At 40.7% G+C, this 23,770-nt stretch carries 22 protein-coding genes, 1 other RNA gene and 2 pseudogenes (1 of these 25 cut by a window edge); 15 read left to right on the forward strand and 10 right to left on the reverse strand.

All coding sequences use genetic code 11. The features are described from left to right. Positions 1-104: 104 nt before the first annotated feature. Positions 105-1,241, forward strand: coding sequence for an alpha/beta hydrolase (locus tag ACFE90_RS18580; protein ID WP_375503084.1), 1,137 nt, complete (start codon positions 105-107; stop codon positions 1,239-1,241). A gap of 125 nt (positions 1,242-1,366) precedes the next feature. Here the strand turns inward: ACFE90_RS18580 and ACFE90_RS18585 are convergent, their stop codons facing one another. Together ACFE90_RS18585 and ACFE90_RS18590 are read right to left on the reverse strand one after the other, a co-directional pair. Next, on the reverse strand, positions 1,367-1,900 hold the full coding sequence (locus tag ACFE90_RS18585) for a YdcF family protein (protein ID WP_375503046.1): 534 nt from the start codon (positions 1,898-1,900) through the stop codon (positions 1,367-1,369). Between the two features lie 158 nt (positions 1,901-2,058). Beyond that, positions 2,059-2,715 (reverse strand): DUF2301 domain-containing membrane protein, encoded by a 657-nt coding sequence (locus tag ACFE90_RS18590; protein WP_375503048.1) that lies wholly within the window; start codon positions 2,713-2,715, stop codon positions 2,059-2,061. A 589-nt stretch (positions 2,716-3,304) separates the two neighbouring features. Between ACFE90_RS18590 and ACFE90_RS18595 the strand changes: the two genes are divergently transcribed. After that, positions 3,305-3,502: a hypothetical protein gene (locus ACFE90_RS18595; protein ID WP_375503050.1), complete on the forward strand. Its 198-nt coding sequence runs from the start codon at positions 3,305-3,307 to the stop codon at positions 3,500-3,502. A 68-nt stretch (positions 3,503-3,570) separates the two neighbouring features. Here the strand turns inward: ACFE90_RS18595 and ACFE90_RS18600 are convergent, their stop codons facing one another. Continuing rightward, entirely contained in the window at positions 3,571-5,961 is a 2,391-nt protein-coding gene (locus ACFE90_RS18600) for a tetratricopeptide repeat protein (protein ID WP_375503052.1), read from the reverse strand. A gap of 177 nt (positions 5,962-6,138) precedes the next feature. Between ACFE90_RS18600 and ACFE90_RS18605 the strand changes: the two genes are divergently transcribed. Next, on the forward strand, positions 6,139-6,819 hold the full coding sequence (locus tag ACFE90_RS18605) for a Uma2 family endonuclease (RefSeq protein WP_375503054.1): 681 nt from the start codon (positions 6,139-6,141) through the stop codon (positions 6,817-6,819). Positions 6,820-7,064: 245 nt separating this feature from the next. Continuing rightward, the gene (locus tag ACFE90_RS18610) at positions 7,065-7,478 is read left to right on the forward strand and encodes a pentapeptide repeat-containing protein (protein ID WP_375503056.1); all 414 of its coding nucleotides are present in this window, start codon (positions 7,065-7,067) and stop codon (positions 7,476-7,478) included. 363 nt (positions 7,479-7,841) lie between these two features. Here ACFE90_RS18610 and ACFE90_RS18615 read toward each other — a convergent pair whose 3' ends face one another. Next, complete coding sequence (locus tag ACFE90_RS18615; RefSeq protein WP_375503058.1) at positions 7,842-8,081, reverse strand: hypothetical protein; 240 nt, start codon at positions 8,079-8,081, stop codon at positions 7,842-7,844. A 251-nt stretch (positions 8,082-8,332) separates the two neighbouring features. On the opposite strand from ACFE90_RS18615, the gene ACFE90_RS18620 reads away from it, so the two are divergent. The 4 genes from ACFE90_RS18620 to ACFE90_RS18635 all read left to right on the forward strand — a co-directional run bounded on the left by ACFE90_RS18620 (position 8,333) and on the right by ACFE90_RS18635 (position 13,286). Next, on the forward strand, positions 8,333-9,268 hold the full coding sequence (locus ACFE90_RS18620; RefSeq protein WP_375503060.1) for a ferritin-like domain-containing protein: 936 nt from the start codon (positions 8,333-8,335) through the stop codon (positions 9,266-9,268). A gap of 23 nt (positions 9,269-9,291) precedes the next feature. After that, positions 9,292-10,050 (forward strand): isoprenyl transferase, encoded by a 759-nt coding sequence (locus tag ACFE90_RS18625; protein ID WP_375503062.1) that lies wholly within the window; start codon positions 9,292-9,294, stop codon positions 10,048-10,050. 224 nt (positions 10,051-10,274) lie between these two features. Then, positions 10,275-10,817, forward strand: coding sequence for a hypothetical protein (locus ACFE90_RS18630; protein WP_375503064.1), 543 nt, complete (start codon positions 10,275-10,277; stop codon positions 10,815-10,817). A 549-nt stretch (positions 10,818-11,366) separates the two neighbouring features. Continuing rightward, on the forward strand, positions 11,367-13,286 hold the full coding sequence (locus ACFE90_RS18635; RefSeq protein WP_375503066.1) for an iron uptake porin: 1,920 nt from the start codon (positions 11,367-11,369) through the stop codon (positions 13,284-13,286). 96 nt (positions 13,287-13,382) lie between these two features. Here the strand turns inward: ACFE90_RS18635 and ACFE90_RS18640 are convergent. The 3 genes and pseudogenes from ACFE90_RS18640 to trxA form a co-directional block, all read right to left on the reverse strand. Further along, positions 13,383-13,817, reverse strand: a pseudogene (locus ACFE90_RS18640) (GUN4 domain-containing protein). 370 nt (positions 13,818-14,187) lie between these two features. Further along, positions 14,188-14,352: a hypothetical protein gene (locus ACFE90_RS18645; RefSeq protein WP_375503068.1), complete on the reverse strand. Its 165-nt coding sequence runs from the start codon at positions 14,350-14,352 to the stop codon at positions 14,188-14,190. A gap of 214 nt (positions 14,353-14,566) precedes the next feature. Next, a complete protein-coding gene (trxA, locus tag ACFE90_RS18650) occupies positions 14,567-14,884 on the reverse strand; it encodes a thioredoxin (protein ID WP_229553274.1) in 318 nt (105 codons plus the stop codon). Positions 14,885-15,466: 582 nt separating this feature from the next. Between trxA and fabG the strand changes: the two genes are divergently transcribed. Continuing rightward, positions 15,467-16,213 carry a 3-oxoacyl-[acyl-carrier-protein] reductase gene (gene fabG, locus ACFE90_RS18655; RefSeq protein WP_375503070.1) on the forward strand — a complete coding sequence of 249 codons (747 nt, stop codon included), beginning with the start codon at positions 15,467-15,469 and terminating at the stop codon, positions 16,211-16,213. A 277-nt stretch (positions 16,214-16,490) separates the two neighbouring features. Here the strand turns inward: fabG and ACFE90_RS18660 are convergent, their stop codons facing one another. Next, positions 16,491-16,853, reverse strand: a complete 363-nt coding sequence (locus ACFE90_RS18660; protein WP_375503072.1) for a hypothetical protein — start codon at positions 16,851-16,853, stop codon at positions 16,491-16,493. Positions 16,854-17,248: 395 nt separating this feature from the next. Here ACFE90_RS18660 and ACFE90_RS18665 point away from each other — a divergent pair, with 395 nt between their 5' ends. Next, positions 17,249-17,404 carry a DUF4277 domain-containing protein gene (locus ACFE90_RS18665; RefSeq protein WP_375503086.1) on the forward strand — a complete coding sequence of 52 codons (156 nt, stop codon included), beginning with the start codon at positions 17,249-17,251 and terminating at the stop codon, positions 17,402-17,404. 117 nt (positions 17,405-17,521) lie between these two features. Here the strand turns inward: ACFE90_RS18665 and ACFE90_RS18670 are convergent, their stop codons facing one another. Together ACFE90_RS18670 and ACFE90_RS18675 are read right to left on the reverse strand one after the other, a co-directional pair. After that, complete coding sequence (locus ACFE90_RS18670) at positions 17,522-17,701, reverse strand: hypothetical protein (RefSeq protein ID WP_375503074.1); 180 nt, start codon at positions 17,699-17,701, stop codon at positions 17,522-17,524. A 37-nt stretch (positions 17,702-17,738) separates the two neighbouring features. Continuing rightward, the gene (locus tag ACFE90_RS18675; RefSeq protein WP_375503076.1) at positions 17,739-18,821 is read right to left on the reverse strand and encodes an MraY family glycosyltransferase; all 1,083 of its coding nucleotides are present in this window, start codon (positions 18,819-18,821) and stop codon (positions 17,739-17,741) included. A 157-nt stretch (positions 18,822-18,978) separates the two neighbouring features. On the opposite strand from ACFE90_RS18675, the gene groL reads away from it, so the two are divergent. The 5 genes and pseudogenes from groL to rnc all read left to right on the forward strand — a co-directional run. After that, on the forward strand, positions 18,979-20,655 hold the full coding sequence (gene groL, locus ACFE90_RS18680; RefSeq protein ID WP_375503078.1) for a chaperonin GroEL: 1,677 nt from the start codon (positions 18,979-18,981) through the stop codon (positions 20,653-20,655). Between the two features lie 396 nt (positions 20,656-21,051). Then, positions 21,052-22,194 carry a magnesium/cobalt transporter CorA gene (corA, locus tag ACFE90_RS18685; protein WP_375503080.1) on the forward strand — a complete coding sequence of 381 codons (1,143 nt, stop codon included), beginning with the start codon at positions 21,052-21,054 and terminating at the stop codon, positions 22,192-22,194. Between the two features lie 64 nt (positions 22,195-22,258). Further along, a complete protein-coding gene (locus tag ACFE90_RS18690) occupies positions 22,259-22,945 on the forward strand; it encodes a hypothetical protein (RefSeq protein ID WP_375503082.1) in 687 nt (228 codons plus the stop codon). 49 nt (positions 22,946-22,994) lie between these two features. Continuing rightward, an RNA gene (rnpB, locus tag ACFE90_RS18695) (RNase P RNA component class A) lies at positions 22,995-23,426 on the forward strand. A gap of 41 nt (positions 23,427-23,467) precedes the next feature. After that, positions 23,468-23,770, forward strand: a pseudogene (rnc, locus tag ACFE90_RS18700) (ribonuclease III) (its annotated part continues 426 nt past the right edge of the window); the annotation flags it as partial.

The following is a 23,770-nucleotide window of genomic DNA, read 5'->3' on the forward strand; positions in this document are numbered from 1 at the left end:
CAGGGGAGGCAGGGGAAGAATAATTAATGACTAATGACTAACCCCTTGACTTTTAACTCTTGACTCTTGACTATTAACTATTGACTGTCTTCTTATTTTGTGTGATGAAATATTTCTATCGTCTTTTAATAAGCCTATCTGGATGCTTAATATTTTTACTGTTGCACAGTGGACTTGGTTCGTTGCCTAGTTTGGCGGCTGAGAAAGTTACTATCAGATACGGATTGTTTGAGCGATCGATCCCTGTGGCAGATATACGCAACTATGCCGACAACCAAAAGGTTTCTGCCGATCTGCAATCTTTCTTACATTACCTCAGCCCTGAGGAGAAACAGAAGTTCCAAGATGCTCTTCAGGTAAAAATGTCTCTTGATATTGTGGCTTTAGATAAGCTGATAAATACAGGAATGGGCAAGCAAATTTTATCTTTTGCATCCGTTGCGATCGCCCGTCGCGATCAAGCCAGTATACAAGCCCTACGATCTGCGATTATCATAGGAGCAAAATCACCAGAAGGTCTAGGATTAGTCAGCTTTCTAGCAGCCTATCCCAGTAATCAACTAGTTGTTGATGTGTCAAAAATTTCTAAGCTAGTCGGCATGGCAAATTCCTCTTCTGGTTCTGCTGATGCACCTCCAAAGGACAATGTAAGTTCTTCACCTTTAGGAAAAATTGCACTGCAATATCAAATACTTGCCGCCCAAAATAAACAGTTTTCAGGTTGCTTATTTGGTGATTCTGTTTCGGCTGAACTTGGTAATACCCTTGGGAATGGTACTTTTAATTTTGGGTTAAATGGCTTGAGTACAATCTCATTAGTGGAACAACTAAAAAGTTTAATTCCTACTAAAGTTAAATGCGAAAAAGCTATTATTGCCGTTGGTGGAAATGATGCTTGGTATGGAATTAGTAATGAGTTGTTTAGCAAAAATCTGCAAGAAGCGATCGCACTTGTCCGCACAATGGGAAATAAAGAGATTTTTCTCATTCCGGCTTTTTATTCAACAGTTGCAGCAAGCTCAGATCCAACTATATCAGCCCCAAATTCTAGAGTTGAACAAATTAATGCTTTGATTAATAAAGTTGCTGAAATAGAAAAAGTGCCAGTTGCAGCAGCAGGAGTAGCACCATTGTATGAAAATAATGTTCTTAAAGAGAATTTGTCAAGCGATGGCGATCATCTGAACGCAGAGGGTCTAAAAATTTACCGACAAGCATTATTACAAATCCTGGAGAAGTAAAAGCACCCGATGGTGGGGGCGCAGTGCGTCCCTACAAATTTACAAATAATTTGGGATAATTTATTTTTTGGAAGTCCCTAATTCGTAGTTTGTAACTCAAAATTACGAATTACGAATTATTACTTTTAGGATTTCCAATTCAAAAACCGCGCATAAATATAAGCTATGCCTTCATCAATAATTGTCCGTACACCTTGGCTATAATCCCACCATTTGTTTGGATCATAATCTTGTGTTTTGGCAGCGATCGCACCAACTTTGATGTTATTAGGGCTAAGTAGTTTTTTGAACAGCAACCAACTTCTACGGGTGTGAACGTCCAAAGAAAAAACATTAATTGATTGTAGCTTTAAATTGGAATCGGATAGCCAGCGATTAAATTCGGCAGCAGATGCATAACTACGATCCTTGATTACCACAGGTGTCGGCACAGCTACCACCTTCTCTGATTCTAAACCGAGTTTCTTGAAGGTGGCGGCTGACACTTCTGCAAAGTTCTTGTATTCGCTAAGATAAATTCCTTTTTCTATTGAGCCTCCCGTGGTAATTACTAGACTATAAGAACCGTTTTTAAATTCAGTCAAAGCTTGTTGTATGGCATAATCTGGTAGCCATCCTTCAACAACTAATACTTCTGCTGATTTGATCGGGGAAGTCACGGCGAGAAATGAGTGCACATGAGTAATAGTGAAAAATATTAAATAAGCAATCAAAGCGATTGCAATCGCCCACCCCTGAGCCGTAAGTGTCCACATTTCTTGGCGTTTTATTAGTTTGATTTTTGGAAATTTTCGACACCGACGATTTTTTTTCTGCACTAAACCTTAGCTAAACGTTGTTCTTTCAAGTAAGTAAATACAGATTTGTCTCCGATATCAGCAGGAATTGCTTGCACTGTTTTTCGCAGGGCAAATACCAAAAACAACGTTGCCCAAATTCCTAATAAAACACTTTCCCCCTGAGTTGGTAAAATTCCCACCAAATGTCCTAACAATAGTAGCGGTACTATTAGAGTTAATAGCTTGGTTTCCAGGCGATTGAAGCAAAAGGCCTCTTTAAAATAAATACCTGTCAAAGCAACGAAGATAAATCCAACTCCAAATAAGGTAAGAGGGTGATTGTAAACAGTAAGAGCTAAAGGTTCACTACTAGAGATTGCCAGAATCACTGATGCTATACTACCGATCGCCCAAAAAATTTGCAATATTCGGTGCAGTGATGCCATATAGATATGAATGGTAAATAAACTTACACCAAGAGCGACACTAAAACAAGTATATAGAGGTGTAAGTGCGGTAAAAATAGTCGGGTTATTGTTGAGCAAAACCAAAGCACTGCCTATGGCAAAGCTCAGTGCTGCTACCATTAACCCAGCGCGGTAGATAATTACGCCAGTGCGATCGCTCTGAGTAATTGTAAATTCCCCAAACTGACCTTGATAAACTTCTGGTGGAGGTAGTGTTTGCGTAGTCATAGTTAAAAATATAGTTATGATTTACTAATAGAGTACAACAGTAAATTGCTGAAGTGTTACTTTTATTATTATGAGCAATTAGACGAACTAAGTGTCACAATCCCTAAACTATTAAGCCATTTTTGTAGTATTAGTTGACTTGACAGACGCGTTAGCTGACAAATTATCTCTACCATTTGACCAGATTTCCTTCAAGATCGAAAGACATAGCAACTAGTAAAGCGGGCGTGTAAATCCACCTACCATCTCAATTAACCAGACTAACAAGGGGATTTTGCCCCTTGTTAAAGGTAGGCAAACTTCCGCCACAGTGTAAATAAGTCGGCACAATAAAAGCAAACTGTGTAAAGAAAAGTAAACAAGGCTCAAACCCATTTTCCCCCTGCTCTCTGGCCTCTGCCCCCTGTCTTATCCCAACGATAATGATTTACGCCGACCTAGTTAGTCTCTAGTTTAGCTAAGGACTTGATTCTAAGATTAAATTTTAGCTGTAGACAGTAGATATTGACAAATTTAAGATTTAGTGGATAAAAAATATTGGCAATCAGATAACCCCATAATTAATTGATATAAAAAGGTGAGATGAGCGATGCCTGCGGCGGGCTACGCCAACGCATTTATTTATCTAAAGAATTGCAAAACTGTAGACACTTCCTCGATTTGTCGTCAGATATTGCTGTTTGTCGAGGATGTGCGATCGCTTAAAATAATTTCCACTCAAATCAATAGCGATCGCCTATGGCACGCTACACAAACGCAATTAGGCAAATTGTATGATGCGTGTTAGCAATATGCCTTAGTTTAGCGTCTACGCATAGTTCAGCACCAGAAAGCAGGGATATGCACTCAACAATGTCAGAAATGGTTGATATAACCTTGAGCAGCGCAGTTGGAAATTTTTTCAACTTGCTTCGGAGCTTTTATTTCAGTGAATAGTTGAATCGCTCGATTAAAATTCATTCGGCTCTTATCAGGCTTTGCCATCTTTTGATAAGTTAAACCTAATTGGAAATAAGTTTCAGCCAGGTCACACTTAGCACCTATTTTATCTAAAAGTTCGATTGCTTCTGTATGATGAGTAAGGGCTAATGCAAATGTTTGTTGTCGATGGATTTCTGCTAAACCATTTAGTATTTTTGCTTTTACCTGCATATAGTGGCTTTCTTCAGCAAAAGTCAAAGCTTGCTGGAGTATTTGATTTGCTTTATAAAAATCTCCTAAATTTACATAGGTTTGACCTAAAATTTGCATGAAATAGACAAATCTTCCAGTTTGTTCTACCAATTTTGCATTCGTAATATTTTGATAAGCTACATCTGCTAATCCAGATGAGGCATCACGCAAACCTAAATAAGAATATACCAAAGCTAAACACACTGAAGCTTTCTCTGCCCAGCGATGATGCTCGGTATTTTGAGCCAAATAAATTACTTGTTGAAATAACTTTGCGGCTGCCTTTAGTTCCCACAAATCTATTTTGTAAAGACCAATACTTAATAAAGAATCTACCTCTAGCATTCTCAGATAGTAAACTGTATGTTTATTTTCTGGCTGAGGTACAAGTGATTTGAGTGCTTGGGTTGCCAGAGCAATAGTCTTTTGTTGACAAGTGATCGCTTGACTAATATTACCTGTTATCCAATATAAATCACCCAATATATTGTAAAGCTCACTGAGATTTTGGTCATTTTCCAGATTATTAACAACTTGATTAATCGCCGCAAGTATCGGCTGAATCAAACCCATCCGATACAACGTACTACCAAGAGGTAAAAACTGTTGCCATTGATTATTTCGGCTTTTTAAAATGACCTTACCCGCCAATTCAAATTCATTAATATCTATGTAGTGATAATATGCTTCTAAAGCTTGCAAAGCATCCTTAAAGGTTTCAATTTGTTTAACATTAGTTGTCCAAAATTCTGCGGCTTTGTGGTTGGCAATTTCCCATTCATTACTGGGGCGTAAACGCGCGATCGCTTCTTTCCGAATCACCGGATGCAACCAATATTCACCTTTATCGCACTCCACCAAAGACCGATTTCTCAAAGAGGCGATAATTTGGCGATGTTGATCGGGTGGGACATCCCAAAGTAAACAAAACAATCCTTGAGATGGAATGGTGGGTATATCTTGGTAACGATAACATCCCAAACGACAAAGCAGACGATATGCTTGAGGATCGAGGGCTTGTAGGCGATTGATTTGACTAACCACTAAATTTTTTAAGTCAGTTGCTGCTAACGGATCGGCATGATTTTCTTGCCAATAAAGAACCATGTCACCATCAAAATCCTCCTGAATTGAACCACAGAGAATTCCCATAGCTTTAGCATTACCGCCATAAGTGCGATGCATGATTTGCAAAGTTGGCGAGTCGATGCCTAACCCACGGTTGCTAAAAAACTGTTGCCATGCGCTTTGATCCAAACCAGGAAGCCGATAGTGATTTACATTTAGCCCAGGTTCACAAAGGCGATCGCGGCTGGTAATCAAAGTAACAGACTGCACCCTAGCATCAGCCAACACCCGTAAGAGTTCTACATAGTTGCGGTGAGAAGCAATCAACCCACCTTGTTGATCCAATGCAGGTTCGAGATTGTCAATTAACACCCCAATCCGCCGATTGTGGAGTTGGCGCTTGAGTCGTCCCAATGTCACCCCAAATTCTACCCCAGGTTCTTGATCAAAGTCTTGTTTGAGCCATTCCTCTACTACTCGTTCGGCGGGGGTGATATTCTGCGTTTCCTTCGCCATCAGCAGTTCCAAAACCAACTCAAACCCCTGATGGAGATATTGCTGCGCTAGAGTGGTTTTGCCTAAACCGCCTTCACCTTGGATCACAATCACTTTCGATCCCTGATTTACCAAAGTATTCAGGTGAGCGATCGCTTCTGTTCGTCCAATAAAGTTGGTATCCTCTAATTTTGGGGTGGGATGGGGCGATCGTGAGTAATCAATCAGACTGGATGATATAGCAGTAGTTTTTCTCAGAACTCGCTCTAAAGTAGCGCGACAATTACTTTTGGTTATCTTTTCTCGCAATACTTTAGAAAGCAGCTTCCATAACTGAGAACCAGCATCCTTAGCGTGTCCTTCCGTACAACCGTAAGAATGAGCGATATCCAAGTATTTTCTACCCAACCAAACTTGCACAAGAATCACTTTTTGCAAATCGCTCAACCGTTCCCCAGTCTGAGGGGGAATTATGGCGTCTAACCATGCTAATGCTGCTTCAGCGTCCATTGTGTAACGACAAGGGTAGTTCAGATTTTAAGGACAACTATAAATGACCTACAGTTATATTGCTGGAGTTTTCGGATAAGATTCTGTAAATCCGACTTTTTTCCCGACTTTTCCGAATAAAGCCTTCTCGTCTAATAAAATAAAAATCATTAGGTAACATTAGCACCATCATTACTTATGGTGAAATCAGACCCCTGTAAATTGCCTAATAGTGCTGAACTTCCTTGTTCAGACGATACCCCTGTGGATAACGAAGACCAGAACTTTATTCCCAATTTGCTTCTCTTCTTGCTGCAATATATTTGGGCAAACCGTAATGACTGGTTTTTCAGTGTGGATATGGGCGTTTACCATACCACAGGCGTTAGTCCATTTGTGCCGATTGTACCAGACGGATTTTTGAGCTTGGGTGTAGAACGCCGCAAGGCAGATAAATCCCGTAAAAGCTATGTTGTTTGGGAAGAAAATAACATAGTGCCTATCCTGGCTTTAGAAATTGTCTCCTTAACTCCGGGTGGAGAATACGACAAAAAATTAGACATTTATGCCAAGTTAGGGGTACTGTACTACATTATTTATAATCCAGAGTATTGGCAAAGAGAACGCCATCAACCTTTTGAAGTTTATCGCTTAGTAGATGGTAGCTATCAATTGCAAATTGGTGAACCCTTTTGGATGCCAGAAATTGGTTTGGGAATTGGTAGAGGGCAATACGTATCTGGTAATATCCAACGTCAGGTTTTGTATTGGTACGATCAACAAGGAAAGCGCTATCAAACTCCAGAAGAACAGCTTGAATTAGCGCAAAAACAACTTGAGCGTTATCGTCAGCAATTTGGGGAACTGCCAGAAGCGTAAGGGAGCGATTGCTCATATTTGTTATTAACAATAGATTAGCCCTCATCCTAAATTTATAGGTGAGGGCTAACATAGTTGACATAAAGGTGGCTAGTTAAATTTTAGGCATTCCTTTAATATACGGCGAGTTGTCCTGTGGGGAGGTCAGCGATTTGGAGGTCAATGTTGAAGGTGGGGTCGAAGAGGGTAGACCAGAGGTTGAGTGGGTTATCTTTGTATATGTTGTCTAATGCGAGGGTTGAGTTATGGATGTTGAAGAATTTTTCCGGCGTTATGAAGCTGGAGAGCGAGACTTTAGTGGGGTTGATTTGAGTGGAGCAAATTTGGAAGGAGTTGTTTTGGAAGATGTTAACTTCGTTGGAGCTGACCTGAGTGGGGCTAGTTTGTGTGAAGCTAGTTTGAATAGAGTGGATTTGAGCAAAGCTGAATTGAGCGGAGCTAGTTTCAGCGAGGCTGGTTTGGTCGAAGTAAATTTGACGGGGGCTATTCTCACTAATACATTTTTTGGAGAACCCTGTATGAGACGAGTCAATTTGACTAGGGTTGACTTGAGTGAGGTTAATATTTTGTGGATTGAAAATGAACGCAGAATCAAAGGAATTATTTTGTGCGATACTACGATGCCGGATGGCACTATTAGAAATGACCACTGCATTTGAATCTTGTGTAAATTCTGCTGCTAGAAGGTTAGATGCTAAAGTATTACCTGCTAATGGAAAATCATTTATTGTTGTTGAACCACTATAAATACGAGCTTCTATTACTTTCTCAATATCGTCTGGTAAATTAACGTGAGTTCGATGAAACTAAAAAAGGGCAGAAGGTAGTGCAGGCAAGTCTTTGGGATAAATATCAACCGAAAACCACCTCAGCAAAAATTCTAGTTTTTATAGATAACTCGTAAAGACAATATGAAGATGTGTTAAAAGCTTAAAAAGCACATCATTCTTTTTTATAGTTAAAATCTTTGTTTTGCTCTGATTAGCTCATCATTAATATCAAATCAGCACAATTAAAATCTTTCATTCTCCCCGTCTATAAGCTTCAATTTCTGCTGCTATTTCTTCATCAGTCAAGGGATTATCTGCGTGTATCGCTTGTATTTCTTTAAATAAATTTTTTAATTCTTCTGCTAAAGTAACCCTTTGATTATCATCTGTCAAAATAATCACCTCAACTCTCTGTCCTGCTTTAAATGGTAAATCAGATAATACTAACTGCTTTGGATCTGCAATAGTAATATATGTTTTATAAGCGTTCATGATTTATTCTGTTACTCAACTTTTATCTACCCTTGTTCTAACAATTTCGTCACATTCTCTGCAATTCTCTCTTCTAACTTTGTAAAGTCGTCTTAGAAAGGCGAGGTTTGAAACCCAAATTTTCTATAACCAACTTTTTCCCCGACTTTTGCAACCCTATCACATAAAACTGCCGACTTCAGCCGACTGACAAAAGCAAGTGCGATCGCTTAGGCTATTGGGCATAAAGATAAAAGCTTAAGTATAAAAATATGCTTAATAACCTCAGCCTAATCACAGAAGACCTAGCAGGTAAAAGCTATCCTAGTCCTCATTACTTGCAAACACAGCGCCGCATTCATTCCCTCATAGATAAATATATTGCAGTCGAAAAACTACACGAGCGTCTGCAAGATTTACCGTTACAGTTTGCCAATCCCCAACCACGTCTTTGGAAACCCATCGACTGGCAAACAATTAACCGTAATCAAATTATCGGCTTAGACGCAGAGGTATTTCTATCTATATTGATCGGTGTGATGGATACAGAAGCTCCCATTCGCGGTTATACCCAAACCAGTCGGCAGTATTTGGAAAAATTGCATCCTCAGATGGCTCGGTTTGTTGGTGGAACTGTCGGTAAAGATGGCAAATTGCTGGAACTTGGTTTATGGGAAAAGGAAGAACGTCAGCACACACCTGCATTAATCAAAATCTACACCCAATTAACAGGCGAGAAAATTACCCCAAAACTTCGGACAGTTAGAAGCTATCTCCCCACAGATGACGCCAAAGAAGACTTATATCGCCACGGCTTACACCGCATTGCCACAGAATACGGTGCTACCTGTCTTTATATTTGGTTGATGGCTCACACTACTGGCGCACTCCAGGATGTTTTAGAAGAAATAGCACAAGACGAAATCAACCACATGACCAAATTCTGGGGGTTTGGGGTCTGGGCTTTCCCTGATACTGGGTTGATGCGAATTGGACGCACGCTAATCAAAACGCGATCGCCAAACTATCAACGCAACAACCTCATGCGTACTCTTCGGCGGATGATGGGTATCCTCAACTGGAATGCTTGGTCATTAACCAACAAAATAACTCTCCTCTTCACCTTCACTTACACAATGCATCGCTTGTGGAGTTGGAACAATAGCCTCACACCAGACTATCTGCAAAATTTATTTGAAACTAATTAGTCAAAACAAAGGACAAATGACAAATGACAAATGACAAATCAAAATTACCCACCGATTTAAATCCCCAAAAAATCCCCCAACATATCGCTGTCATCATGGATGGTAACGGACGATGGGCAAGCAGTCGAGGATTACCGCGCATCGCTGGACATCGCCAAGGAGCAAAGACACTCAAAGAACTATTGCGTTGCTGCAAAGATTGGGGAATTAAAGCGTTGACAGCCTACGCTTTCTCAACAGAAAATTGGCAGCGTCCCGTTGAAGAAGTAGATTTTCTAATGCATTTGTTTGAGCGATTACTACGCCGCGAGTTAGCTCAAATGCATCAAGAAGAAGTACGAATCTCGTTTATTGGAGATTTATCGGCTTTACCAAAGTCTCTACAGACAGAAATGGAACGTTCAATGACAGAGACATTGAACAATCAAGCAATCCACTTTACGATTGCAGTCAATTACGGTAGCCGCAACGAAATTACCAGAGTTTGTCGTCAAGTAGCTCAACTCGTGGAACAAGGCGAACTCAGCGCCCAAGAAGTGAATGAAAGTCTTATAGAACAAAACCTCTACACAGCAGATGCTCCAGAACCCGATTTACTGATTCGTACCAGTGGTGAGATGCGATTGAGTAATTTCCTCTTGTGGCAAATGGCGTATACAGAGATGTATTTCACCGATATTCTTTGGCCAGATTTTAATCGAGAAGCATTTCATCAAGCTTTGTTGAGCTACCAAAATCGCGATCGCCGTTTTGGTCAAGTCAAAGCTTCATTATCAGCTTAGTGTACCAAACACCAATCGCGTGAAGAAGGCAGGAGGCAGAGGGCAATATTCCTTCTGCCTTCTGCCTTTCTTGATAAAGTAAAAGCACCCACACTACCACGATGGTATATGAGCGCTTACAAATAAAACATTATCGAGGATAATCTATCTGCTATGACAGACCGAAGTAACTATAAGAATAGCAGGCACTGGGTAAATAAACTGCAAGGGTAGTTACAAATGTTTTGTTAAAAATATTACTTACCGTCAACATGATGCTTGATTTAGGCAAAATCCAATCGATTGCGAAATCATATTCTCCCCAAGAACTCTTCGCTGCCTTGGTTTGGCAGCGTCAGTTCAATGAGTTTGATGGCGAAGAAGTGATTACTGACCTTTCCAACCACAGAAATTTATGGGCAAGCTTTCTGTTCACAAAACCAATCTTTGCACCAGATGAAAACGGTTTAAGCTTTGGTGGTATGGTCGATACCCTACTTGCAATGGCAAACTATCGTCCCATGCCTGAAACCAGCATCATCCATTTCATTGCCTATCCTGCCGATACACTATACATCCTTGCAGAGAACCAAGATACAAAAGTGTCAGAGCTTTTAGACTTGGGCAAAAAATGGCGAGCTGATTCAGTTGAGGTAAGTGATGGCACGAATGAAGATTATGGTTTGCGCCTGAAGCGCCGACTGAGAACTAGATTGGAAGGAGCGCTATGGGGTGAGGATGTTCAGCAGGATTGTGATGCGGTGGTTGTTGCCTATTGGTGGGATTGAATACTTGAAGTATCTCAATTAGAGAAATCGTGGACTACAATATGCTGTTTTCTTCCCGATCTTAGGCTACACCCAAATTGAGCAGCGATCGCAGTCTCTTAATTTTTTTGAGTAAATTATTCTTTGTTAAGTATTGAGCCGAGGATTTCGGTTCAATACCTGTATTCCTTATCACAAAATCAGACTTATGTAAATTATTATTTTGTCAATATAGCAATCCTATTTTATATTTGAACAGAGAAAATTTGGAAGGCTTATGAATTAAGCATTTTACGTAATGTATTGTTCAAAAACCATTTAGGATTGCTATCGTAATTATAGAAACTATCAATATGATGTATTGTTAATTCTTTCCCAAAATAGTATTTACTAGAATTTAATACTTGCGATATAAGCTGATGTTTTGGTAAGTTAATTCAGAAAAAATCCTGATATCCAAAATTTAAAGTTAACAAGACTCTCTTGCTAAATCTACTTTAAATTTACTTATCAATTCATTTTAAAATCGCAATAAATTTTTCCACTATTTTATAGGTGTTGGGAGTGATCATGGCAAAATATCTACTAGCTTCTGCTAGTGGGATGGGATTTTTATGTTTAATTGTCGGGTTATCACCTGTGCAAGCCCTTCCTAGTTTAGAAATTGCAGATAAAAACGTAGCTGTTAATCAAGATGACGGCAGCTATGAAAAGAGTTATTCTGATCAAAGCAATTTAACAAATAATATCTCCAGTAAATTGCTGATAGCTAATGAAACTCAAAAAAATTTACCCTCAGTCAATCAACAGCAAAAAATTCAAGATATAAAAGTAGATTCTGCTGTTAACTTGTGGCAGCCAATCATACCACAACCTGCAAGTTCATCTCCAACCTCATACAAACTTGCACAAGTAACATCCGTATCCCAATTGTCTGATGTACAGCCGAATGATTGGGCTTTTCAGGCACTCCAATCATTAGTCGAGCGCTATGGTTGTATCGCAGGTTATCCCAATCAAACCTATCGCGGTAATCGGGCGATGACTCGCTATGAATTTGCTGCTGGCTTAAATGCTTGTTTAGACCGAATCAACGAACTGATTGCGACTGCAACTGGTGATTTGGTCAAGAAAGAAGATTTAGCCACGTTGCAGAAACTACAAGAACAATTTGCCGCAGAATTGGCAACATTGCGAGGTCGAGTAGATGCTGTAGAAGCTCGCACAGCAGAACTAGAAGCAAATCAGTTTTCTACTACGACCAAACTTAATGGTGAGGTAATTATTGCTGGTGTTGGTGCTAGCGGTGGCGCTCCTAATGACAGTGACCCGAACATCATCCTAGTCAATAGAGTGCGGTTAAATCTCACCACTAGCTTTACTGGTAAAGATTCATTAATTACTGGATTGCAAGCCTATAACTTTTTGGGTGGAGCCGATGGACAGGGTAGCCTGCAACAAAGTTTAGGATTAGCTGCGCCGCTTTTAAGTGCAAGTAGCGCTCGTACCAGTTTTGAGCCGCAATTTCCGGGGTTAAATGTCAATACTTTGTCGGGTGTAGGCGCAAACAGTATTCAGGTTTACAAATTGCTGTATATCTTTCCCGTCGCCAATAAATTAACCTTGTTTGCAGGAACTGCGGCAGAAACATCAGATGCTTTCCCAGCAATTACGCCTTTTTATGGTGAAGGACAAGAGTCAATTTCTCGTTTTGGCAACTTGAATCCTGTGGTACGGGTTTCTGGTGGGACTTCGGGTACTGGTTTAGCATCGGCGGCGGGATTTATTTTTAATATTTCGCCCAATTTGGATTTAAGAGCTTTATACGGCAATCCAAATGCCAATTTAACCCAAAAATCTGCTAATGAGGCACTACCAGGAGTTTCTACTACACCTTTGGGAGCAGGTTTATTTAGTGGTAGTAGTATTATTGCCACACAGTTAACCTTCAAGCCAAATCCTGCTCTGGATATTGGTTTAAACTATGCCCACAGTTATCACGAAATCAATATTTTGGCTACAGGATTAGTTAGTAGTGATATCGGTGCTTTAGCAGGGGTTGCAGCAGGGACACCGGTCACACTCAACTCTGTTGGCGGTACGGTAACATGGCGATTGTCTCCCAAAATAGCATTATCTGGCTACGGTGCAGCAATATTTGTTGATGCTGCTTCCAATAGCGTGGATGCTTCCACCACCTTTACAAGTTGGATGGCGGGAGTTCACTTCAGAGATTTATTCAAGTCAGGAAACACTGCCGGAATTCTTTTTGGTCAGCCGCTTTACCGTAGTGATAGTGGTGGTTCTGCTCAACTTACGCCCACAGGCGACAATCGGGCGACTCCTTACCATTTAGAAGCCTATTACCGCCTTCAAGTTAGCGATAATATCAGCATTACCCCTGGTGCGTTTGTTCTCTTTAACCCGGAAGGTAACAGCAACAATGAGACTACAACTGTAGGTGTACTTCGGACTACTTTTACGTTTTAATAGATTGGGAGTAGGGAGTCAAAGTCCCCCAATAAATTGGGGGATTTAGAGATTGGGTAACAAAGTTCACAGTAATAACAATATTGCCCTGTCTTACTAGTATTGTGACAAAAAAATCTTTACTCGATGCTGAACCCCACTAAGGTTTGTAGAATCTAAACCCACTAACCGAGATATAGATGGAAAGTGCCCTTTAGGTGCGTCTAAGGTGAAAGTATATTCCTCATATTTAACCCATTCATGATTGCCAAGACTTGTTAGCCATCCAACTTTATACGCAAAGCGCTTACAATCTTTCTTGGCTTGCCAAATACGTTGTTGGACGCTAAAACCAAATCTGCCTTCACTATATTGAACCCAAAGCTTATTAATAATATAAAGGTCATGACGAGGAAATATTTTAATTTCTCCATCATCTAATCAGTCTTTTTCTTCACGCTCACATATTTTGAGCATAGTAGAGTAGGTTTCTTTGTCAGCGTCCTGCCATTTTTCTTCTGCTAGTAATTCTTGCAATTTTCTGTAATCAATATCAGAAGTATGAGATACAAGTGTTAATTATGCTGCCAATTAAGACAGATGTAATTGTACATCTGATAAAGATTGAAGAACTGATGTTTGCGAATCTGTCTCCACAACTAAATCCTTTTATAGCATAATTAGTAAGCAGATATCCTCACAAAAATAACACTCCTGAAAAGGAGTGTCTAGGATAAAATAATGACTAATAAACAAGTATAAATTCGGTGGACAATTATCAAATAATAATATTATTTAGTGTTTTACAAAAATCTAGTCGTTTTGCCCAAAATCTGTTGTGCAAAACTGGTGCGATCGCTTCGCTATACTAAAAATAAACTGTGTAAATGTAGTTCATCATAGACATCGCCCTACAGATAACCTAATTATTTCTTTTCCCTAATTTACCAGTTTGATTGGAAAATTGGTGCTTTTGTATAACCTGCTCAATCTGGCAAGTCACCGCATCTATTCTATGTTTAACTTTATCAAAATCAATATTTACCCAAATATAGGCTTTGTCAGGTCTTTGCTGCTTATAATCCATGTATTGCTTTAATTGTCAAGATATTTTGTTATATCTATACAATATAGCCATCTCAATTTCTAAACTACTTTCTCTAGACGTATAAGTAGATATGCTTAATATTTACTTAAGATTTTACATGGTGATTTGTGGGGCTAAAAGCTTTGCTACCCCATTAAAAAAGACGCGATATTCCGCGCCTCTAGCAGCTAAAATCCAAATTATAAGTGTTAGCTTAAACCTTTGTTTGTAGATATTGCACTAACTGCGGTGCTTGCATCACTCCCTCTATCCGATCCACAGGCTGACCCTGCTTAAATAGTACTAAAGTTGGTAGAGCGGCAATTTTATACTGAGTAGCCAAATCTGTATATTTCTCTGTGTCGATTTTGACAATTCGCAGGCGATCCTTAAGTTGGGCATTGACTTGCTCTAAAATTGGCACCATCATTTGGCATGGGCCACACCAGTCAGCGTAAAAATCTACTAATACAGGTACATCAGAAGCAGACAGCATCTCTTCAAAGCTGTTAAATTGCTTTTTATTTGCCATGTGATACACACCGATTTTCAATTGTTTGTTTTAATAGTAATTCTTAGAAAATAAAAGCGGTATAGGTTTATGGGTTTTTGTTGGGAAAGGATTAAATTAGTCAATATAGAATGATTTGCCAGCAAAAAATCTTAAATAATTATAAGAAAATTCGTATATTATTCTTGTTTGTGTATATGGATTAAATATGTGTTTAAACTTATCCTGACCAAACACATCACTATAGCGGTTCTTAGTTGAGTAGGTAGAGAACCCCACCCCCAACGCCCTAAGAGCAAGCTGCTTACTTGCTCTAATATAACTCATTTGATTAGGAAAAGCTATAATTATACAGGTATTCCCAAAACAGATGCCTACGATGCTTGTAGCTGTTACACTTTCTAGTGTGTGCAATCGGGCGATGTCTACGATGGGCCATTAGGCGTCACAGCTATAAATTAAATCAACAATATATTGCTTCAAGTTTTTCATCTATTAAGAGAGAAATAACTATAGATATTTAATTATCCAGACAATATTCAGATGTTCCCTAAATCACCATAAGATAATTAGCGCGGTATTTCTAAGATTGAGGAACATTAAATGACACTATTACAAAATAAAGTCGCAATTGTCACAGGTGCATCACGAGGGATTGGACGAGCGATCGCAATTGAATTAGCTACACAGGGAGCGATCGCAGTTGTCAATTATGCCAGTTCCAGTGCTGCTGCTGAGGCAGTTGTTACAGAAATTACAGATGCGGGAGGTCAGGCGATCGCTATCCAAGCAGACGTTTCTAAAGGCGATCAAGTAGATGCATTAGTTAACGGCGTCATGGAAAAGTTTAGCCGTGTGGATATCTTAGTCAACAACGCAGGTATTACCCGCGACACACTGCTTTTGCGTTTGAAGCCAGAAGATTGGCAAGCTGTGATAGACCTTAATCTAACTGGTGTTTTCTTATGTACACGCGCCGTCAGTAAAATCATGCTTAAGCAGCGATCGGGGCGGATTATCAACATTACTTCCGTTGCTGGGCAAATGGGCAACCCAGGTCAGTCAAACTACAGCGCCGCCAAAGCAGGTGTAATCGGCTTCACCAAAAGCGTTGCCAAAGAACTAGCTACTCGCGGGATCACCGTTAACGCCATCGCCCCTGGATTCATCACCACCGATATGACCAGCGACCTCAACAACCCCGAAGATATTCTCAAATACATCCCACTCGGCCGCTTCGGTCAACCCGAAGAAGTCGCTGGGATGGTGCGCTTCCTCGCCGCCGATCCCGCCGCCAACTACATCACCGGACAAGTCTTTAACGTGGATGGCGGTATGGTGATGGCCTAAATAGTTGAGGGGTAGCAATTGTTCGTAGTTGGTGCTTTAGCGGTAAAGCACCAACTATGAGCTTATTAAATCAAACTTGACAAACTAATAGCGATCGCCCACTCGTGCAGCTGTTCCAGTAGGGTCATTGCATTAATTTTTTCAGGCAAATAAGCATTTGTGTAGACGCTTGCCAATCGCTACTTTGAGCAGGAATATCAGATAACTCGAATAAGTCTGCCTACATTAGGATTTACGCATAAAGATTCTCTGGGAAAATTGGATGTAAAGTTTACTATTAACGCTGCCAATCATACATTAATCGTCCATGACGATCGCGCACAAGTTCCCATTCTCCATGACGATATGGTTGTCCGTGATAACGTACAGTGCGATAGCGTCGTCTATAATGTCCTCGATTCCTCCAGCGTTGATAATAATATTTTCCAGTCCGTTGCCGTCTGTGATAACGTCTTCGAGTCCGTCGATGAGCTAACAAAAGCTCTTCACTTTGCCCTCCAACTAATTTTGTCTGTGCGTCAAGACTCTGTTCATTAAGAACATTGTTTAGAGTATTATCCTTGGCTTCAGCCAAATCAGGTGGATAAATGAAGGCTAATAGCAGGAACACAATTGAGGACAGCTTTTGGAAACGGTTCACGTTTTTGCTTTTCCTAAACTATTGGTAATCATTTTATTTAATACTTAAGTTGAACAACTATATAGTTCAGAATTCACAAACTTGAGGGGAGCAAAAGTAACACAAGTACTTAATATTAAATGTGAAGATACTTAACTATAACGGGCAACCAGATGATGTACATCTGTTATATAGCAAATAGACACAACAGCATTTTTGAAGAAGAATTAATTTGTATTTCCAAGTATTTATATTTGTAAAAATTGCAAGATAGAAATATGAGCGCCGACACCTTGATCGCGCCAAGATTGTGATTTATTGCCATTTTTGAGTTGTTTAGCGGATGTTGCTTTTCAGCAAGCATAACCTGTTAGATGAGTTTAAAACATCCTTTCAAACAAAACTAATAAATAGATATAGATCACTTAGTAATAGTAGCTGCACTAATAATTGATGAAATAGGAATAGTTGAAGCGATCAACTCTAAATTAGGCATAGACGGGAGAGAAAAAAATTCATCGTTAACAGTGGCCAAAGCGATTTTAATCAATGAGTTTAGATTCGTACTTTAAATGGAGTTAATCAAATTGTTAATTGAACGGAAGAACGCAATCTTCTTTTAAATTTTTTTCCATCATCTTGTAAAAAATATTATCTAATCTTTTAATATAGTTTTTGCAATTATGAGTTTAGCCACACCTTGGACATTGCATAGCGATCGCTTCCCCGTTGCTTTTGTTTTCTCGCTTGTATTTTTTGAGGGCGATCGCACAATTGGGAACCAGATTCTTAATTATTTCTCCACTCTCCAAAGAGCGGAATATAGGATTTAACTCAAGCTTGAATTTTTGGTGGACTGAATAAACCATAGTAGGGCTAGCATTGCAATGCATACCCTACAAGGAATTAGGGCTGTTGACGTATCCTTTGCCAGATAGTAAAGCCCAAAAGAATGATAATGCTACTGGCGGTAGTCAGCATCACAGCCAAACTCATGCCTTGTATTCTCATAGCCAGCAAGTTGAAAACTAAGGTAATTGACCAAAGTGTGAACGCAGCATGGCGCTGTGAGAGTCCCCAAGCAAGTAAGCGGTGGTGTAGGTGGTCTTTGCCAGGAGTACTGAGAGGGTTATTTCCTGCTAATAGCCGTCGCACAAATACTTGAGTGGTGTCTAGTACTGGCAATAACAGAAATAAAACCGTGGGAATTAGCGCATAAACTGTGTTTTGTTGCAGCCTACCTAAAATACTGGTTGCTGCTAATACATAGCCGAAAAAGTATGCTCCGGCATCACCCATAATGATCCGCGAGGGGTGAAAGTTGTGACGTAAAAAGCCCAGTGCAGCACCTGCCAAGGCTGCTAATACCAAGATTGCTGCTGCACGATTGTTAAACTGGGCTGCAACGCCCAACAAACTCATGGCGGTAATAAAGCTGATTCCTCCCGCTAAACCATCCATACCATCCATCAAGTTGATGGCATTGGTAATTCCTACTACCCAAAGTACTGTTAACGACATAGACAGGAGTGAGTCTATGGGAGTACCAAACATAACATGAATGCTGATGCCATTAGCAACCAGTAAAAGTGCCGTAATAATTTGCGCCCACAAACGAACAGAGGGCGGTAAACCGAACTGATCATCGATAAAGCCCACAAGGACTAATATCGAACCCCCCAACAGAATAGTAAGCACCTGAGCCAATACGTTTTGGAGTTCGATAGGTCGTAAAAGGCTAGCTAATACCAGTGCGGCAATCACACCCGCGTAGATAGCCAGCCCGCCTGCATTGGGTAAAGGTTCTCGGTTGAGCCGCCGTGCATTGGGTTGGTCAGCCCAACCTACCCGCAAGGCGAATTTGCGTACTGTCGGAATTAAACGCCACGTTACAAGGCAAGCCAAAAGAAACGTAAATACTACCGCCAACCAGCCGGTGCCGCTAGGGTCGGCAATACCGAGGGACTTAAGGGAGTTGTCTAGATTCATCTCCCAATTCAAGCATTACTGCCTGTATGTAATATGAGCATCACCTGTATATTAATCAATTTTTTTATTTCCATTTGTAACTTGAGCCGCTTGGGAGATTAGCACTCTGGCGCTGTGAGTGCTAAATTGTCTAATGGAAGCGCTAGAAAAATAAAACATGGCGAAAATTATTGCATTTGACGAGGAATCGCGGCGATCTCTAGAAAGGGGTGTTAACGCCCTTGCTGATGCCGTAAAAATCACCTTGGGGCCCAAAGGTCGCAATGTCCTTTTAGAGAAAAAATTTGGCGCACCTCAAATTGTCAACGATGGTATCACTGTTGCCAAGGAAATTGAATTAGAAGATCCTTTGGAAAATACTGGTGCAAGACTCATCCAAGAAGTGGCCTCAAAAACTAAAGATGTCGCTGGGGATGGTACAACCACCGCCACAGTTTTAGCACAGGCCTTGATTCGGGAAGGTTTGAAGAACGTCGCGGCGGGTAGTAACCCAGTTAGTTTGAAGCGCGGGATCGACAAAACTATTGAGGCGCTGGTACAAGAAATTGCCAAGATAGCCAAGCCAGTAGAAGGAAGTGCGATCGCTCAAGTTGCCACTGTCTCTGCTGGTAACGATGAAGAAGTTGGCCAAATGTTAGCCCAAGCAATGGAAAAAGTCACCAAAGATGGTGTAATTACCGTTGAAGAATCTAAATCCCTAACCACTGAACTAGAAGTAGTTGAAGGGATGCAGATTGATAGGGGTTACATTTCTCCCTACTTCGTCACCAACAACGAGCGGCAAATCGTGGAATTTGAAAACGCCCGGATCTTGGTTACTGACAAAAAAATCAGCAGCATCCAGGATTTAGTGCCGGTGTTGGAAAAAGTCGCCCGTTCTGGTCAGCCCTTGCTGATTATTGCTGAAGATGTCGAAGGTGATGCTTTGGCAACTTTGGTAGTGAACAAAGCGCGGGGTGTACTAACCGTGGCTGCAATTAAAGCACCTGGATTTGGCGATCGCCGCAAAGCTTTGTTAGAAGATATTGCTATTCTCACCGATGGACAGTTGATTTCTGAAGAAATCGGCTTAAGTTTGGATACCGCTTCTCTAGAAGCGCTGGGAACTGCCCGCAAAATCACCATTGACAAAGAAAGCACCACAATTGTAGCTGGCAGTGTCACTAAGCCAGAAGTACAAAAGCGGATTGGTCAAATTCGCAGACAGTTGGAAGAAACCGATTCTGACTACGATAAAGAAAAACTGCAAGAACGCATCGCCAAGCTAGCTGGCGGTGTGGCAGTGATTAAAGTGGGTGCGGCAACCGAAACCGAACTCAAAGACCGCAAACTGCGGATTGAAGACGCGCTGAACGCTACTAAAGCTGCTGTGGAAGAAGGTATTGTTCCTGGTGGCGGGACGACCCTAATTCACTTAGCTAAGAAGGTAGAAGAGATTAAAAACAGCCTACAAAATGACGAAGAAAGAATTGGGGCTGATATTGTCGAACGAGCGCTAGAAGCCCCCTTGCGCCAAATAGCAGACAACGCTGGTGCTGAAGGTTCTGTGATCGTCTCGAAAGTCCGGGATAGCGACTTCAACATTGGCTACAATGCTGCCACCGGCGAATTTGAAGACTTGATCGCTGCGGGTATTATCGACCCTGCCAAAGTCGTGCGTTCAGCTTTGCAAAACGCTGGTTCCATTGCTGGTTTGGTCTTAACCACCGAAGCGATCGTTGTTGAAAAGCCAGAGAAGAAATCTGCTGCTGCTGCCCCTGATATGGGCGGTATGGGCGGTATGGGCGGCATGGGTGGCATGGGCGGTATGGGCGGCATGGGCGGCATGTTCTAACTTCTGCTCACCCAGATAAATATTTTTTAAGCAGTTTGTCTTACCAAGGCAAACTGTTTTTTTATAGCATTGCTGATTCAGAAGCAATATGTTATCTGTATTGCTGGTAACTCACTGAACGTAAATAAATTTACAGCAGTTTTCATCTATTTAAACCACACGTATCGTAGGAACACAGCATTGCTGTGTCCTTAGGAGGCTTTTCAGTGCTTACTTTTGAGTACAACTGACTACCAACAAAATATTGATGACCAAATTAGCAACCTAAATAATTGCTTAATCTAAAAATTGCCCTCTTTGTATTAATTTTTGTAAAATTAAGTGTAAGTTGTCAGTTGCCACGAGTCAATTATTTTTACTAATGAAAAATCACTAATAAATATTAGGTAATATTGTATGGCACGAAAACTGCATCGCCTTCCCAAAATAGTAAATAAGCCACGTGAAGATGAGTTCTATCACCAACCAGGGACTGTACCTGGAACCATTTTTATTGATGCAGATGCTCCACCACCGATAATTTTCTTGATTGACTATAACCAAACCAATTTCATCCGTGAACAAATAACAACCCCAGAGGAGTGTGTCTCATATTTAGAGATGGAATCGATTTCTTGGGTAGACGTACAAGGTTTAGGTAGTCAAGATATATTACAACGATTGGGTAACGTTTTTGAGTTACATCCTTTAGTTTTAGAAGATATAGTTAATGTACCGGAGCGTCCCAAAACAGAGGATTATGAAGACCAATTGGTATTCATTGCCCGGATGGTAGTACCAAAGGAAAGAACATGTGGTTTTTACAGTGAGCAAGTGAGTTTGATATTAGGAAAACATTATTTGCTCACAGTACAGGAAGAACCAGAACATGATTGCTTTGAAGGAGTGCGATCGCGAATTGAAAAAAACAAAGGTACCATTCGCAAACAGGGAGCCGATTATTTAGCTTATGCTCTATTAGATGCGATTATTGATGGGTTTTTCCCAGTACTGGAGCTTTATGGGGAGCGAATCGAAGAGTTAGAAGAGGAGGTAATAGTCAGACCTACCCCACAAACACTACAAAATATTTATCAAATTAGGCGAGAATTACTGCAACTACGTCGTGCTATCTGGCCCCAGCGAGATGCAATTAATTCCTTAATTCGAGATGCTCCCGATTTGATTAGTGAAGAAGTGCGAATCTACTTGCGAGATTGTTATGACCATACAGTGCAAGTGATGGATATGGTGGAAACTTACCGAGAACTAGCATCTGGATTAATGGATGTGTACCTTTCGGCAGTGAGTAATAAAATGAATGAAATCATGAAGGTACTAACGATAGTTTCAACAATTTTTATTCCACTGACTTTTGTGGCCGGAATATATGGGATGAATTTTAATACTGAAAAATCACCATATAATATGCCTGAGTTGAATTGGTATTGGGGTTATCCACTTTGCTGGGCAGTGATGTTAGCGATCGCACTTGGATTGCTATTGTTTTTTTGGCGACGAGGCTGGCTGCAAAATTCTGTAACAATCGAGCGTAATTAAAAATTATAGATGGATCATGACTCAAATATACATTTATTAGCATCGGGAGTTAATATTTTAAGTTATGAGGAGTAGCGACCAGAATTTAGTAGTTTTAACGATTTATATTATCGGTGTTTCATACGTTTTTAACCGCATGGTTGAATCCATCGATGATCAAATTAAATTTGAGTTTAAAAAAGGAATCGTTGATGAGCAACTCAAAGAAAACAATCTCGACGATAAAATTGGGATTTCCTTTAAACTCAAATCCTCATACCCAATTGACGATTTGAAAGATTTAGGAATTAGCATTGAAAATAAATCTGAAAATATTGCTGTATACGTTGACTGGGACAACAGTTCTTTAGTAGTTGAACATAGCAAGCAATCGCGCCGCGTAATTCGGAAATCACCAGACTTAACCCGCGATTTAGCAGTACCCCAAAGTCCTAGCCTGATTGCCCCCAAGAAAACACTTTCTGAAACAGTAACAGCAGAAGATGTTTTCCAGCGCGATCAAGTAACTGGAACCTATTCAGCAAAAAAACCACTAATTGATATCAAGGGGCTGCAAAAAAAGTTGTACAACGACTTTATTAACAGAAGAAAGGAGTTAGACTTTTCCCTGCAACTGGTGATCAGGATATCTGAGGTGCGTTTAGGTCTAGCTCCAGGTCGTGATTTTCCTCCCATTAGCATTATCAATTGTCCTTTCACAGTCAGGAAACTACCTTGGACTTACGCTCTACCTTGGAATAAAAAAAAGTAATACTAATCAGACACACTATGCCATCCAAGATTACACTGGATCTAAGGAGAGAGTAGGCGCAGGCGGTTGCAGATCAGTCATAGTCACTGGTTTGAGGAAAGTCCGGACTCCCGAAAGACCAAACTTGCTGGATAACGTCCAGTGCGAGCGATCGTGAGGATAGTGCCACAGAAAGATACCGCCGGGAATAGGGATTGGGGACTAGGGACTAGGGACTGGGAAAAAATCTTCCTAATCCCTATTACCCAATCCCCAGTACCCAATCTTTGGTAAGGGTGCAAAGGTGCGGTAAGAGCGCACCAGCAGTATCGAGAGGTGCTGGCTCGGTAAACCCCGGTTGGGAGCAAGGCGATAGGAACTACGGTTGGTCTTTTACCAGTTCCGTTAAAAGAGAGCCGCTAGAGGCGTTTGGTAACAAGCGTCCCAGATAGATAACTGCCCTCGCAAGAGAACAGAACCCGGCTTATGTCCCACTCTCTCCCCTATTTTTCTCATTAGCCATTTGTTAATGACCAATGACCAATGACTCTCGCTTATCCACGCCGTCAACGACAGCTTGAAAACTTAGTACAAAAATTAGGTTTGTCAACAGAAGCACCTATAAAGTGGCAGTTTCTTGATTTGGCGCTGACTCATCCAACTGTCTCTGAGTCGGCAAATTATGAACAACTGGAGTTTGTCGGCGATGCGGTGGTGCGCTTGGTGGCGGCTGTTGTGTTGTGGGAAAATTATCCTGATTGCCCAGTGGGGGATTTTGCGGCAATTCGTTCGGTGTTGGTAAGCGATCGCATTCTTGCTCAATTGGCAAAAGAATACGGTTTGGAG

The sequence above is a fragment of the uncultured Nostoc sp. genome (assembly GCF_964245445.1).
Lineage (GTDB): Bacteria > Cyanobacteriota > Cyanobacteriia > Cyanobacteriales > Nostocaceae > Nostoc.